At 68.5% G+C, this 13,232-nt stretch carries 13 protein-coding genes; 5 read left to right on the top strand and 8 right to left on the bottom strand.

Features of this window, described 5'->3' with window-relative positions:
• Nucleotides 1–9 precede the first annotated feature (9 nt).
• Both FEJ81_RS15660 and FEJ81_RS15655 read left to right on the top strand, forming a co-directional pair.
• Nucleotides 10–300 (top strand): transcriptional regulator, encoded by a 291-nt coding sequence (locus FEJ81_RS15660; RefSeq protein WP_138246167.1) that lies wholly within the window; start codon nucleotides 10–12, stop codon nucleotides 298–300.
• A 186-nt stretch (nucleotides 301–486) separates the two neighbouring features.
• Complete coding sequence (locus FEJ81_RS15655) at nucleotides 487–855, top strand: DUF7344 domain-containing protein (RefSeq protein ID WP_138246166.1); 369 nt, start codon at nucleotides 487–489, stop codon at nucleotides 853–855.
• On the opposite strand, the gene FEJ81_RS15650 is transcribed toward FEJ81_RS15655, so the two are convergent.
• Entirely contained in the window at nucleotides 852–1,268 is a 417-nt protein-coding gene (locus FEJ81_RS15650) for a Rieske (2Fe-2S) protein (protein ID WP_138246165.1), read from the bottom strand. The genes FEJ81_RS15655 and FEJ81_RS15650 overlap by 4 nt on opposite strands.
• A 96-nt stretch (nucleotides 1,269–1,364) precedes the next feature.
• Between FEJ81_RS15650 and FEJ81_RS15645 the strand changes: the two genes are divergently transcribed.
• Both FEJ81_RS15645 and FEJ81_RS15640 read left to right on the top strand, forming a co-directional pair.
• The gene (locus FEJ81_RS15645; protein WP_138246164.1) at nucleotides 1,365–2,468 is read left to right on the top strand and encodes a saccharopine dehydrogenase family protein; all 1,104 of its coding nucleotides are present in this window, start codon (nucleotides 1,365–1,367) and stop codon (nucleotides 2,466–2,468) included.
• A 105-nt stretch (nucleotides 2,469–2,573) separates the two neighbouring features.
• Nucleotides 2,574–2,960, top strand: coding sequence for a hypothetical protein (locus FEJ81_RS15640; RefSeq protein WP_138246163.1), 387 nt, complete (start codon nucleotides 2,574–2,576; stop codon nucleotides 2,958–2,960).
• Nucleotides 2,961–2,984: 24 nt separating this feature from the next.
• On the opposite strand, the gene FEJ81_RS15635 is transcribed toward FEJ81_RS15640, so the two are convergent.
• The 5 genes from FEJ81_RS15635 to FEJ81_RS15615 all read right to left on the bottom strand — a co-directional run bounded on the left by FEJ81_RS15635 (nucleotide 2,985) and on the right by FEJ81_RS15615 (nucleotide 8,124).
• A complete protein-coding gene (locus FEJ81_RS15635) occupies nucleotides 2,985–3,857 on the bottom strand; it encodes an aminotransferase class IV (protein WP_138246162.1) in 873 nt (290 codons plus the stop codon).
• The gene (locus FEJ81_RS15630) at nucleotides 3,854–4,570 is read right to left on the bottom strand and encodes an anthranilate synthase component II (protein WP_138246161.1); all 717 of its coding nucleotides are present in this window, start codon (nucleotides 4,568–4,570) and stop codon (nucleotides 3,854–3,856) included. The genes FEJ81_RS15635 and FEJ81_RS15630 overlap by 4 nt, the downstream gene beginning before the upstream one ends.
• Complete coding sequence (locus FEJ81_RS15625; RefSeq protein ID WP_138246160.1) at nucleotides 4,563–6,269, bottom strand: anthranilate synthase component I family protein; 1,707 nt, start codon at nucleotides 6,267–6,269, stop codon at nucleotides 4,563–4,565. Before FEJ81_RS15625 ends, FEJ81_RS15630 begins: the two co-directional genes overlap by 8 nt.
• A 160-nt stretch (nucleotides 6,270–6,429) precedes the next feature.
• Nucleotides 6,430–7,245, bottom strand: coding sequence for a helix-hairpin-helix domain-containing protein (locus FEJ81_RS15620; protein ID WP_138246159.1), 816 nt, complete (start codon nucleotides 7,243–7,245; stop codon nucleotides 6,430–6,432).
• A 75-nt stretch (nucleotides 7,246–7,320) separates the two neighbouring features.
• Nucleotides 7,321–8,124, bottom strand: coding sequence for a shikimate dehydrogenase (locus tag FEJ81_RS15615; RefSeq protein ID WP_138246158.1), 804 nt, complete (start codon nucleotides 8,122–8,124; stop codon nucleotides 7,321–7,323).
• Nucleotides 8,125–8,283: 159 nt separating this feature from the next.
• On the opposite strand from FEJ81_RS15615, the gene FEJ81_RS15610 reads away from it, so the two are divergent.
• Nucleotides 8,284–9,228 carry a calcium/sodium antiporter gene (locus tag FEJ81_RS15610; RefSeq protein WP_138246157.1) on the top strand — a complete coding sequence of 315 codons (945 nt, stop codon included), beginning with the start codon at nucleotides 8,284–8,286 and terminating at the stop codon, nucleotides 9,226–9,228.
• A gap of 52 nt (nucleotides 9,229–9,280) precedes the next feature.
• Here FEJ81_RS15610 and FEJ81_RS15605 read toward each other — a convergent pair whose 3' ends face one another.
• Nucleotides 9,281–10,624, bottom strand: coding sequence for a DUF7344 domain-containing protein (locus FEJ81_RS15605; RefSeq protein ID WP_138246156.1), 1,344 nt, complete (start codon nucleotides 10,622–10,624; stop codon nucleotides 9,281–9,283).
• A 67-nt stretch (nucleotides 10,625–10,691) separates the two neighbouring features.
• Entirely contained in the window at nucleotides 10,692–13,133 is a 2,442-nt protein-coding gene (locus tag FEJ81_RS15600) for a PAS domain S-box protein (protein WP_138246155.1), read from the bottom strand.
• Nucleotides 13,134–13,232 lie beyond the last annotated feature (99 nt).

Below are 13,232 nucleotides of genomic sequence, written 5' to 3'. Positions count from 1 at the left end.
AGCCAACGTATGCGAGAGGCCGACGAAACGACGCGACAGCGACTCGCCGACTCCCTCCGCGCCGAACCCGCGACGCCGAGCGAACTGGCCACCCGGCTCGATCTCACGCCACACGCGGTGATCCGCCACGTCGAACACGTCTCCCAGTCGGTCGACGGGACCGACGAACAGCTGCTCGTCGCACCGCCGACCTGTCGTGACTGCGGGTTCGACGACTACGACGACCTGCTGAACCTCCCCTCGCGGTGTCCCGACTGCAAGAGCGAGTCGATCGACGAGCCGACGTTCACGATCGAGTGAGCGCGACTGACAGTCGCCACTCCCGGACTGTAATCAACTGCTGATAATTCCGGGACCAATCCGATACTAATATTTAGGGCGCAGGCGAGAACCCGACACGAACACTCGAGCGAACGGCGGCCGCCGAACCGCCGCGATGTCGTTCCGTTCTCCGCTGCGGCCGTTCGACTCGAGACCACTGAACACATGACTTCCAAATCCCACTCGGAGCGCGACTGCGTCGAGTTCGTCCGAACGGTACTCGACTGGCTCGACGAGCACGACGAGTCCGACGCGTCGGCCGAGTCGCTCGACGACGCGTTTGCACTCCTCGCGGACCAGCGCCGTCGGCTGTTGCTCGCGGTCATGCAGACCTACGGCGAGGAACTGACGCTTCCGGACGCGGCCGAGGAAGTCGCCGTTCGCGAGACGGGCCACAGCGTGACGAACATCTCGGCCGAACGGGTCCAGGAGGTCTATCTCTCCCTGTACCACGACCACCTCCCGCGGCTCGTCGACGCCGGACTGCTCGAGTACGATCAGGAGCGAGATCTCGTCGCGCCCGACGCGGTCTAGAACTCCACGTTCGAGGTCGAGGTCCGATCGAGGTCATCGCCCTCGAGCGGGCCGGTCCCGACGAACTCGTAGGCCTCGTCGGTCAGGTAGACGTCGCCGTCGGACACGGTGACCTCGAGATCAGTGAGGTACGCGCCCTCACAGGGGCCGAACGTACAGTGCCCGGAGTCGGCCTCGAAGTACGCGCCGTGGTTCGCACAGACGAGTTCGCCGTCTCGCATCGGCGCGCCCGACCCCTTGTCCAGTTTGATGTGCGTGAGGTGCTGGCAGTAGTTCAGCCAACAGGCGACTCCCCCGTCCGCGTCCGCGACGAGGATCGCTTCTCGCTCCTCGCCGGAGTCGTCGGCGACGCGAAACAGAAACGTCGAGTCCTCGGGTACGTCCGCAAGCGCCGTGATCCGTCCTGTCTCCATCACCGACCGGTTACGAGTCGGTCGCCCTGAACGTTACGACACTGAGCGAGCAAATGTCTGACGGAATTTTAAACCCCTCTCTCACTTACGCCGCCTATGGACTCCCTTCTCATCTACGGCTCCTACGGCTACACGGGGCGGCTGATCGCACGCGAGGCCGTCGCTCGCGGCGGTTCGCCCGCTCTCGCCGGCCGGAACGGCCGCGCCGTCGCCGCCCAAGCCGACGACCTCGGCGTCGAGGGCCGGACCTTCGACCTCGAGTCGGCCGACATCGCCTCCCATCTCGCGACGTTCGATGCCGTTCTCAATTGTGCCGGCCCGTTCGTCGAGACGGCCGAGCCGCTGGTCGAGGCCTGTCTCGAGACGGACACGGACTATCTGGATATCACGGGGGAGTTTCCGGTGTTCGAGTGTCTGCGCCAGCGCGACCCCGCGGCTCGAGCGGCGGGGATCACGCTGCTTCCCGGCGTCGGCTTCGACGTCGTTCCCTCGGACTGTCTGGCGGCCTTTCTCGCCGACCGGCTCCCCGACGCCGATCGGTTGGCGCTCGGGATCAAAGGCGGCGGGGGGATCTCGCGGGGCACCGCCCGGACGCTCGTCGAACACCTCGGCGGCGGCGTCGTCCGGCGGAACGGCCGACTCATTCAGGTCCCGACCGCGTTCCGAACGCGCGAGGTCGACTTCGGCGACGGCCCCGAGCACGCCGTCACGGTCCCGTGGGGCGACGTCGTCACCGCCGCCCACAGCACCGGTATCGAGTCGGTCGAGGTCTACGCCGCCGCTCCATCGTGGGCGACCAGCGTCCTGTCGGCCGTCGACTCCCTCGAGTGGCTCCTCGAGAGCCAGCCCGTCGAGGGGCTGTTGGGGCGGCTGATCGACGCCCGCCTCGACGGGCCGGACGAACAGCAGTTGGCGACCGGCAGCGCCGTCGTCTGGGGCGAGGTCCGCGACGAGACCGGCGACCGGTGCGCCCGCGCCCGGCTCCGAACGCCGAACCCCTACGCGCTCACGGTCGAGTCGGCGGTGACGGCCGCCGAGCGGGTGCTCGAGAGCGACGGAATACCGGCCGGCTTCCAGACGCCCGCGAGCGCGTTCGGGAGCGAGTTCGCGCTCGAGCTCACGGGAACCGAGCGCGAACTACTAGAGTCACCGCCCGAATCGGGCGAGGCGAGTCCCTCGGTCGCCGAGTCCGACGACTGAGTCGCCCGTCGCTATCGCGTCGAACCACACGGCGCGGAATCGGAATCGAAACCGTTCAATCGCTGAATAGGTTTTTTATCCTCTCGGTCATATCACTCGATATCAATGTCCTCAACTCAGCCCTCCCTTCGCGACCGGTTCCGCGACGATCTCCGCTCCGGTTCCCTGCCGGTCCTGCTCACGGCGGTCCCGATCGCGATGGCGGTCGGCACGGGCAGCGCGTGGTACTGGGACGAGTTTGCGGGCGGCTTTCTCCTGCTCGTCACGATCGGCGTGCTCGTTCCCTCCGCACACGACGAGTACGGGCCACGGGGTCAGTCGTGGTCGCGAGACGTCCTGTGGACGATCGCCGCATCGGCCGTCGCCACCGGCCTGTTCACGTGTGGCTATCTGATCGCCGGAACCCTGCTCACACAGTCGATCTACCGCGCGACGATCGCGTTCCTGTTGACGTACCTCGGCGGCGGCAGCACCCTATTCTGGCTGCGCTGACGCGGTCAGTGATCGTTCTCAGCTCTACCGGTAACACGACTCCTCGACGCGTTCGTCGTACAGGCGCGACAGCCGGTCAGTCACGGGCCCGCCGCCAATGGCGTGCCCGTCGAGCGTCTCGATCGGCCGGAGTTCCCACGTCCGATTCGTGAGAAACGCTTCGTCGGCCTCGAGCACGGCCGCCGGCTCGTACCGCCGTTCGCGGACCGAGATCCCGGCGTCACGAGCCATCTCGAGGACGATTCCCCGCGTGATTCCCGGCAGCACGGGGCCGTCGGTCGACGGCGCGTGTACCGTCCCGTTGCGGACGAAAAACAGGTTGCTCGTGGCCCCTTCCGCGATCCGTCCATCGAGATCGCACATGAGCGCCTCGTCCGCGTCGCCCTCGAGGTCCCCGCGAGCGAGGATTCCGTTCAGGTAGTTGTGGGTCTTGGCCGCGGCCGGGATCGCCTCGTCGGGGACCCGCCGTGTTTCGACCGTCTGGACCGTCGCCGGGCCGTCCCAGACGGGTTCGCCCTCGAGACCACCGCGCGGAAGCGGCTTGACGTAGATCACGACCGTCGGATCGACATCGGGCTGGGGCGTGAGTTTGCCCGGCTGCACCCCGCGCGTGATCGACAGGCGGACGTAGGCGTCCGCGAGGTCGTTGGCCGCGAGCGTCTCGACGATCCGCGAGCGCAGGTCCGCGGCCGACTGCCCGTGCTCGAGCGACAGGGACTCGCAGGTCCGCTCGAGTCGCTCGGCGTGGTCGTCCCACGCGAAGACGGTCCCGCCGTAGGCGCGAAGCGTCTCGAACGCGGCGTCGCCGTACCGGAAGCCGCGGTCGTCGACGCTGACGGTGGCGTCGCTCGCGGGGACGAGGTCACCGTCGACGTGGTAGCGCAGTTCGTCGCTCATGCTCGGTTTTCACCCCGATCGGCCGTCGCGGCGAACCGACAGAAGTTCTCGATCAGCCGCTTGCCGAGCTCGAGCGAGATGTCGTCGCCGGAGCCGTCGTCCGTACCGTTCGTACTATCTGTACCGTCCGCCCCATCTGATCCGGTCGCCGCGTCGGGCTGGGCCCGCGTAAGTATGCTCTCGGGGTGGAACTGCACGCCGAGATGGGGCTTCTCGCGGTGGCGGACCGCCATCAGGACGCCGCGTTCGTCCGTCGTTCGGGCGGTCTCCGCGAGCGATTCCGGCAGGTCCGCGCGCTCGACCGACAGCGAGTGGTAGCGACCGACCTGAAACGTCTCGGGGAGCCCGGCGAACAGGCCCTCGCCGTCGTGGGTGATCGCCGACGGCTTTCCGTGGACGACGTCGGGTGCGTGGACGACCGGCGCGCCGTTGGCCGCACACAGCGCCTGATGCCCGAGACAGACGCCGAGAGTCGGAATCTCCGTCTCGGCGAACAGCGGCATCGAGACGCCGGCCTCCTGTGGCGTTCCGGGACCCGGCGAGACGACGATTCCGGTCGGCTCGAGGTCGCGAACGCCCGCGATGTCGATGTCGTCGTTCCGCCGGACGATCACGTCGTCCGCGATCTCGCCCACGTACTGGACGAGATTGTATGCGAACGAATCGTAGTTATCCACGACGAGGATTCGGGTTTCGGGTGCGGACTCAGTCACCGGCGTCACCTCCGTCGGCTCGCTTCGAGTCCGCTTCGCCGTCCGCCTCGAGTCCCATATCGGCCCGCTGGCCGAGCGCGTCGTCGACGGCCGCGATGAGCGCGCGGGCCTTGTCGAGGGTCTCGTCGTACTCGCGATCGGGATCGGAGTCGTGGACGATGCCCGCGCCGACCCGCAGGTGGTACTCGTCGGCGTGGCGGACCAGCGTCCGAATGACGATATTGAGGGTGGCCCGGCCGTCGAAGCCGAAGACCCCGACGCTACCCGTGTAGGGCCCGCGACGGGTCGCCTCGAGTTCGTCGATGATCGCCATCGTCCGCGGCTTCGGCGCGCCGGTGATCGTGCCGCCGGGGAACGTCGCCGCGACGGCGTCGGCGAGGGTCGCGTCGGGCCGCAGTCGGCCGGTGACGTTCGACACGAGGTGCATCACCTCGGCGTAGCGGTCGATCCGGCGGTACTCCTCGACGTCGACGGAGCCGTACGCACAGACCTTCCCGAGGTCGTTGCGCTCGAGATCGACCAACATGGCGTGCTCGGCGCGTTCCTTTTCGTCTGTCAGCAGATCCGCCTCGAGCGCGCTGTCTTCCTTGGCCGTGTCCCCGCGCGGGCGCGTGCCGGCGATGGGTTCGGTTCGGACGAAGTCGCCGTCGCGCTCTCGCCGCCCGCTCGCGGGTCGTCCCTCCCCGCTCGCTCCATCGGGGCGCACACTGTGTTCGCGCCCCGCGCCGCTCGAGGATTCCGAGGTGCGCGGCGCCTCGCGTTCCAGCAGCAGTTCGGGGCTCGCGCTCACCAGATCGGCCGCTCGGAACTCGAGCAGACCGGAGTAGGGGGCCGGATTGACCCGCCGCAGGGCGTCGTAGGCGGCGACGGGGTGGACCGCGGCGGGCGCGACCAGCCGCTGCGAGATGTTCGCCTGAAAGGTGTCGCCGTCACGGACGTACTCCTTGACCTGTCGCACGCGGTCGGCGAATGCCTCGCGACCGCACTCGCTTTCGAAGGTCGCTTCCGGGCTCGAGACCGGCGGTTCGCCGATATCGGGATTACCCTCGCAGAGGGCCCGCGCGAGTTCCAGCGCCCGCTCGCGGCCGCGTTCGTAGGCCGCCTCGAGGTCGCCGTCGGTAGTCCCGACGGGAACCCGCGGACAGGCCGTAATCCGCAGCGTCACGTCGCCTTCAACGGGTTCCTCCCACGCGACGAGCCGATCGTAGACGGCGACCTCGAGCCGGGGCAATCCCCGATCGTCGACGGCCGAGTCGGGCAGCGCCTCGAGTTCGCGGGCGATATCGTAGGCGAGCCAGCCGACGGCGCCGCAGGGATAGGGTACGTCGCAGTCGCCGCGTGCGAGCCGGTCGCTCGCGAGCAGCCCCTCGAGCGCGGCGAGGCTCGGCGACCGGTCGCCGTCTCGAGCCCGCGGGATTGCGTCGGCACCGACGGTGAGCCGATCGACGGGGTCGACGCCGAAGTAGCCCCAGCCGGGCTGGCCGCCGGTCGTCTCGAGGAAGGCACCCCCGTCGCCGTCGCGTGCTCGCCGATAGGCGAGAAACGGATCGTCGACGGTCACGCGGGCTTCGACGGGAACGCGGAGTCCGGCCTGTGTCGCCGACGTGCACTCCTCCTCGTCCGCGGCCGACGCACCGTCGCCGTCGCGAGCGGCGGCGCGAAACGAGTCGAGCGTCGTCACGACGCGCGGATCGCTCATGTGCCTCGAGACGGACCGGGCCAGTAATTCGCTTGCGGTTCCGGGCCTCGACGACGGGAGAGCTAGCCAACGGGTGAAAACAGCGCGGACGAAGAGCGAAAATCGCGTCGAAGAGAGAGAGAACGGAGATGAGAGAACGCGGGTTCGACGGTCGGATCGATTATCGGACTTCGGCGCGGTCGATCCAGCCCTGAATGCGCTTCTCGGAGATGTCGGTCTGTTCGGCCAGTTCGGCGGCGTCCGCGGCGGCGAGTTCGCCGACGGTGTCGACGCCCGCCCCGGCGAGCCGGTCGGCGTAGGCCGGGCCGATTCCCTTGATCACGTCGACGGACTCCCCGTTGGATTCGTCGGTCTCGGCGTCGGCTTCGGTCTCGGCCGACTCGGTTTCCGCGGGTTCCTCGGCTTCGGTCTCGGCCGCTTCGGCCGCCCCAGTGCCGGCGTCCGATTCCTCGTCGGGTTCGTCAACAGTCGCGTCGATGTCAGCGTCGGCGTCGGCATCGCTCGAGGCCACGTCTCCGTCGGTGTCGGCTGTGGCGTCCGGCTCGCTCTCGGCGGCTGTCTCAGTCTCGTCCACCTCGGCGTCCGCGGCCGGTTCGGCGTCGGGTTCGGCCTCCTCGACCGGAGAGGATTCTGCGGGTTGGTCCGGCGTCTCCGCTGCCGTCGGAGTTTCGGCCACACTCGAGCCGGTCGATTCCGCCGGTTCGGCGGTTTCGTCCGAACCATCCGCCGATTCCGTCTCCGGCTCCGGCTCGGTCGATTTCGACGCACTCGGGCCCGTCGCGGCCGACTGCGGCGGCTCTGTGGTTCCGGTCGTTCGTCCGCCGGTCGCCGATTCGTTTCGATCCGCGTCGACGCCGCTCCCGTCGTCCGTCGACCCTTCCCGTTCGACCGTTACCCCGACCTCTCGAGCGCCTCCCCGCTCCGAGTCCGACTCGTCGAACCCCAACAGGGACTTCAGCTTTTGGAGGATTGCCATTATCTCGATGTAGTCGGCTCCGACACTTAAATTCGCCTGATACTGACAGGGAGGACAGCTATCGTGTCCGTTCGCTTACAGCCGCGAGCGCAGCGCCTCGTTCATCACCGCGACCGGCGCGTCCCGACCGGTCCAGATCTCGAAGGCCTCGACGCCCTGATAGAGCAGCATCCACGCGCCGTCGACGGTCGTCGCCCCGGCCTCGGCCGCGTCGGCCAGGAGCCGCGTCTCGAGGGGCCGGTAGACCGCGTCCAGAACCGCCAGCTCCTCGTGGAGCGCGTCGGCGGGCACCGGCGTCGCGTCCTCTTCCATCCCCACGCTCGTGGCGTTGACCAGGATGTCGGCGTTTCCGACAAGTTTCTCGAGGTCCCCGAGCCCGTGGCCGGTCGCGCGGGGCACCTCGTCGGCCAGTTCGTGGGCCGTCTGCTCGGTCCGGTTAGCGATCGCGACGGTCGCGCCGGCGTCCGCGAGGCCGAAGGCGACCGCTCGGCCGGCACCGCCGGCACCGACGACGACCGCCCGGGCGTCTTCGACTGCCACGTCGTGATCGCGCAACGCGCGCAACGCGCCGACGGCGTCCGTATTATAACCCGTCGGCGGCCCCGACCCCGAGAAGTCGATCGTGTTGACCGCGCCGATCCGGGTCGCCAGATCCTCGGGCGCGACGATCTCGAGGGCGTCCTGCTTGAACGGGATCGTCACGTTCAGCCCCGCAACGCCGAGCGCGTCGGCTCCGTGAACGGCGTCTTCGATGTCGTCCACGTCGGGCTCGAAGGTCACGTAGCGCGCCTCGAGCCCGAGTTCGTCGTAGGCCGCCTCGTGCATCGGCGGTGACAGCGAGTGGCCGACCGGGTTGCCGAGCAGACCGTATACGTCCATAGCCATCTCGCTCGACACTCGAGGCGGCGGGACTATAATCGGTCTGCCTTCGGGCGGACCTGCCGTTCGCCGAGTACTCTCTCGATCGGGTCGACGGGTGGTCGCGCGGACCGGTTCCGTTTCGGGTCGCTTTTCACCGCGTCCTGAGTAGCCGGCCGCATGCTCTCCGGAACCCCGTTATTTCTCCTCTTGCTGGCCGGCGGGATCGTCGCGCTGTACGGCGGTGCCGAGTTGCTGGTCGCGGGCGCGGGTCGGCTGGCGCTCGGGATCGGGCTTCGGGCGACGACCGTCGGCGTGACGGTGATCGCGTTCGCGACGACCGCGCCGGAACTGTTCGTCTCGACGATCGGCGCGTTGAACGTCTCGACCGATATCGGTCTGGGCGCGGTCGTCGGCTCGAACATCGCGAACATCGGGCTGGTGCTCGGGGCCGCCGCGCTGATCAAACCGCTCCCGATCGCCGACCGGGTCATGCGCCGACACGTCCCCACGATGGTACTCGCCGCGATCCTCCTCGTCGGACTCGGTGCGAACGGCCGGATCGGCCGCCTCGAGGGAGCGATCTTCCTGCTCGTCCTTGGGGGATTCACGGCCTTCCTCCTCTATTACGTCAACGCGGATCCCGCACCGATGGCCGACGACCCCGATGCCGGTGCCGGGGTCTCGATCCGAGATATCGCGCTCGTCGCCGGCGGGTTGGTCACGCTCGTCGTCGGCTCGCGGTGGCTCGTCGCCGGCGGGACGGGGCTGCTGTCGGCGCTTGGCGTCTCGGACCTCGTTATCGGCCTGACGGTGCTCGCGCTCGGAACGTCGCTTCCGGAACTGGCCGCCTCGGTCGTCGGGGCCGTCCGCGGCGAGACCGAGTTCGCGGTCGGCAACGTCGTCGGCTCGAACATCTACAACATCCTCGCCGTGTTGGGAATCGTGGCCCTGATCACCCCGATCGAGATCCAACCCGCGACGCTCCGGTTCGAACTCCCGATCATGGTCGCCTTTACCGTCCTCCTGGTCGGACTGATGGGATACGGCCGGCGGCTCACCCGGATCGACGGCGCGGTCCTCATCGCCGGCTATCTCGGATTTATCTACCTGCTGATACCCTGAGGTCGACTCGGACGGGTCCACCGACCGAATCGACGCGTCGCTTCGGCTAGAGTCACATCGGCAGCGGCCTTCCGTCGCGCGCGTTGCCGGTCGGCGTCAGCCGATCGAGGCGCGGTCCCAGTTGTTCGCACACGACCGAGACCAGCGCGTTCGCCCGCCCGTCGCCGGTGATCGCGCCGATCCGCGGCTCTCCGTCGGGCCTCGAGTCGTCGATCGTCACGAGCATGGCCGACTCGCGATCGGCGAAGACCACGTACCCGTGGTACGTCGCCTCCATCGGGAAGTTGAGCCAGTCGAACTGGGGCTTGCAGACGGTCGCGGTCGGCACCGCCGACCGGACGGTGTCGCGGACCCGCGGCGACCGCGACCCGACGTAGACGTCGACGCCCCGGTCGGCCGCCGCCTGCCAGCGCTCGAGACACGCCGGTCGGAGCATCTCGGCGTTCGGGACCATGACGAACAGTTCATCCTCGGCACCGTCGGCGATTTCGTGCCCCCTGTCGAAGACGTTCGTCCGCCCCTCGAGCGTCCAGCAGGTATCGGTGCGGACGCCCGTTTCGTCGCCGCTCTCGCCCGCTTCCGGCGCGGTCGACGGCGTCGCCGTCGCCTCGATCGCGGCCCCCGTTTCGCCCGCGCTGGCCCGCCGTTCCGATGCCGCCCGGACGAGATCGGCGGCCTCCCCGAGCAGCCCCTCGGCGATCCAGTCGACCCGCCACTGCGGCGCGTCGGTCGCCAGTTCGACACCGTTCGCGATATCGTCGTACGCCACGAGACCCGCGTCCGAAAGCGCGGGGAGGTGCTCGTGGGCGAGCGCCGCGGTGACCGTCCGACACTCTGCCTCGCTGATGTCGACCAGTCGGGTTCCGTCACTCGCCTCCCGCGCGACGACCGCCGCGGCGAGGTCGGCGACGGGGACGGCTCCGCGACGCCTCGCAAGCGCGGCGCAGACGGCACGGCTGCGCGGGTTCCGAAGTGCCGCGAGCGTCCGGTTCAGCGTCGCCTCGCTGACGGCGAACGCGTCGCCGGTCGGGTCGTCGAGGAGCGTCCGGACCCACTCGGTTTCCAGAATCGGATGGTCGGTGAGCGCGACCGTCGTCGCGTCCTCACCGGCGATCTCGCACAGCATGCCGGTGTCGACCAGCCGCGGGACGTGTTTGTGAACCAGCGAGACGTGAACCCGTTCGCACTGGTCGTCGGTGACGATGGGACAGTCGTGTTCGACGGTCGCGACCTCGGTCGCGAGCGCGGCGATCGACATCGGTTCCGACGCCGTCGACCCGACGACGGCGGACGAGCCCTCGCGGTCGAGCAGCGTCGCGAGCAGGTATCGTCGCTGCGGCTCCGCGAGGATGTCCAACGCAGTTGTCGTCGTCTCGGTGTCCGGGGGTGAACTCATTGCTTGCTAGAGACGGTTGCCGGGGGAAAGAACTGTACCAGCATGCTCTGGTATCGCCGAGTGGTGGTCACTCGTCCCCGCCGAAATACGCCGAGAGAAGCTTCGCCTGGGCCACTCGCAGATGCTGGTGGAACGTCTGGCGAGCGATACCGAGCCGATCCGCGATCTCGCTCGCGTCGCTGTTTCGAGTCGGCCACTCGAAGTAGCCGCCGTGGTAGGCCGCCTCGAGCGCCAGTCGCTGTTTCTCGGTCAGCAGCGACTCGACGGTCCGCCGGAAGTCGCCGCGCGTCTCGACCGGGCGGTCGACGGTTCGCTTCGAGACGAGCCGGGTGTCGGGGTAGGCCGACGTGACCGCGCCGACGAGTTCGCGCAGGTTCACGTCGGGGCTCACCTGTACCGTGAACTCCGCGACGCCGTCGCGGACGACCTTCGACTGCAGCCGCGCGCCGTACTCCCCGAGCAGGTCGGTGATCGTCGAACTGCGGACGACGACCTCCCAGTAGCTTTCGTCTTCGGTCTCATCGATGCGGCGCAGTTCCGTGATCGCGGGGTCATCCCGCGCGACGTCTCGAACCTCCTCCGGATCGATGTCGGTGACGGTGAGGTAGTAGACGAACACCTCGTCAGTCAGCGGCAGGACGTGATCGATCGAGAGGGTACAGGAGCCTCGCTGCGAGAGGTCGATACAGACGTCCCCGCGGTCGGTCGACTCGAACTCGAGTTCGACGACGGTGTCCGTGTAGAGGAGGCGACGGACCGCCATCGCGTTGATCGCGTGGCCGATCGTGCCGCCGAACTCCTGGAGCACCTCCCGCTCCCGATCGGCGAAGGCCGACGGTTCGTCGGCACCGATCACGAGCGCGCCGAAGGACCGATCGCTCGCAGTGATCGGCACGACGGCGACCGAGCCGTAGCCCCGGTCGTCGGCGCCGGCTCGCCACTCGTCGATCGGGCTCTCGTGGAGGTGCCGGTAGCACTGGACGGTCCGCGTCTCGAACGGCGACGTACCGGACCCGTCGGCCGGCGGGTCGACGAACGACGGGAGCACCTCCTCGACCGTCGCCGCGTCGATTCCCGCCCGGGCCGCGGGCTCCCACGAGTAGCCGTCGCTCGTCGTCGCGGGGTCGGCCCGCCCGATGACCGCGAACCGATACACGTCCGCGGCCGCGAACCCCTCGACGATCGCCGTTTCGATCTCCTCACGGGTCTCCGCCGCGACCATCGTCTCGTCGATCGTCCGAACGATCGCGTTGAGCCGCTCGAGGCGCTCGAGTTCACGCTCGCGGGCCTTGCGATCGGTGATGTCCCGACCGACGCCGGTAAACCCCAGTACGGCTCCGTCGTCGTCGGTGATCCGGGCGCTGTTGAACTCGTAGGGGATTCGACGCCCGTCTTCGGTGAGGATCTGCCCTTCGGTCGTGATGCGCTCGCCTTCCTCGAGGATTCGGTCGATGGCATCGCCGATCCCATCCCGATCCGCCGGCGCGATGAATTTGAGCGGATGCATCCCGGTGAGGTCGTCCGGTTCGTAGCCGGTGACGCGCTGGAACTGCTCGTTCCACTCGATCAGGTTTCCCTCCGGGTCGTACGCGTAGAGGATGTCCGGCTGGGCCTCGAGGATGCTCTCCGTGAACGCCTTCTCCTCGCGGAGTTCCCGCTCGCGGGCCTTGCGGTCGGTGATGTCGCGGGCGGTCCCGGTAAATCCCAGCACGCTCCCGTCGATGCCGGTAATCCGGGCGCTGTTGAACTCGTGGGGGATTCGACGCCCGTCTTTCGTGAGGAGGTCCGCTTCGACGGCGACGTACTCGTCTTCCTCGAGGACCCGCTGGACCGCCTCGGCGATCCGCTCGCGGTGTTCCGGGACGACGAACTCGAGCGGGCTCATCTCGGCTAGCTCGGACTCGGTGTACCCCGTCACCTCCGGCGCCCGATCGTTCCACTCGAGGTAGTTCTCGTCCGCGTCGAACGCGTAGACGATGTCCGGTTGTGCCTCGAAGACGCTCTCCGTGAACGCCTTCTCCTCGCGGAGCTGTCGTTTGCGCTCGCGCTCCTCGGTGCGGTCGTGGACGAACCAGACGTATCCCCGCAGGTCGGCTCCGTCGGGTGCGTCGCCTCCGACCGCGCCGCCCTCGCGGATCGGTGCAATTTCCTCGTGGGCCCAGAACCGACTGCCGTCGCTCCGGACTCGCCAGCCGTCGTCCTCGGCTTTCCCGTCCGCGCGCGCTCGCTCGAGTATCCGCTCCGGCCGACCGGACTCGCGGGCGTCCGCCGGAAAGCACGTCCGGTAGTGCGAGCCGCCGATCGTCGCTTCGTCGTATCCCATGAGTTGATACGCACCGTCGTTCCACGCGGTGACGCGTCCACCGGCGTCCAGCAGCGCGATGGCGGCGTCGCTGATGACGCCGCTCAGCTCGCTGACATCGATGCAATCGATCTGTCGGTCGCTTCGTTCTGCGGCGCGACTCGTCTCGTCCGGCGACGCCGCGTGGTCACACGGATTATCCCTCATTGCGGCCACCAACCACCATGGCATGTTCACTCTTCCCACGGCAGAAAAACCACTGGTAGCTTGCGCCGCGGCTTTTTAGCGTCGACTGCGTCGACGCGT

Source organism: Natrinema versiforme (genome assembly GCF_005576615.1).
Taxonomy (GTDB): Archaea; Halobacteriota; Halobacteria; order Halobacteriales; family Natrialbaceae; genus Natrinema; species Natrinema versiforme_A.
Note: the sequence above shows the minus strand (reverse complement) of the source record. Positions and strands in the feature narration are given on the sequence as shown.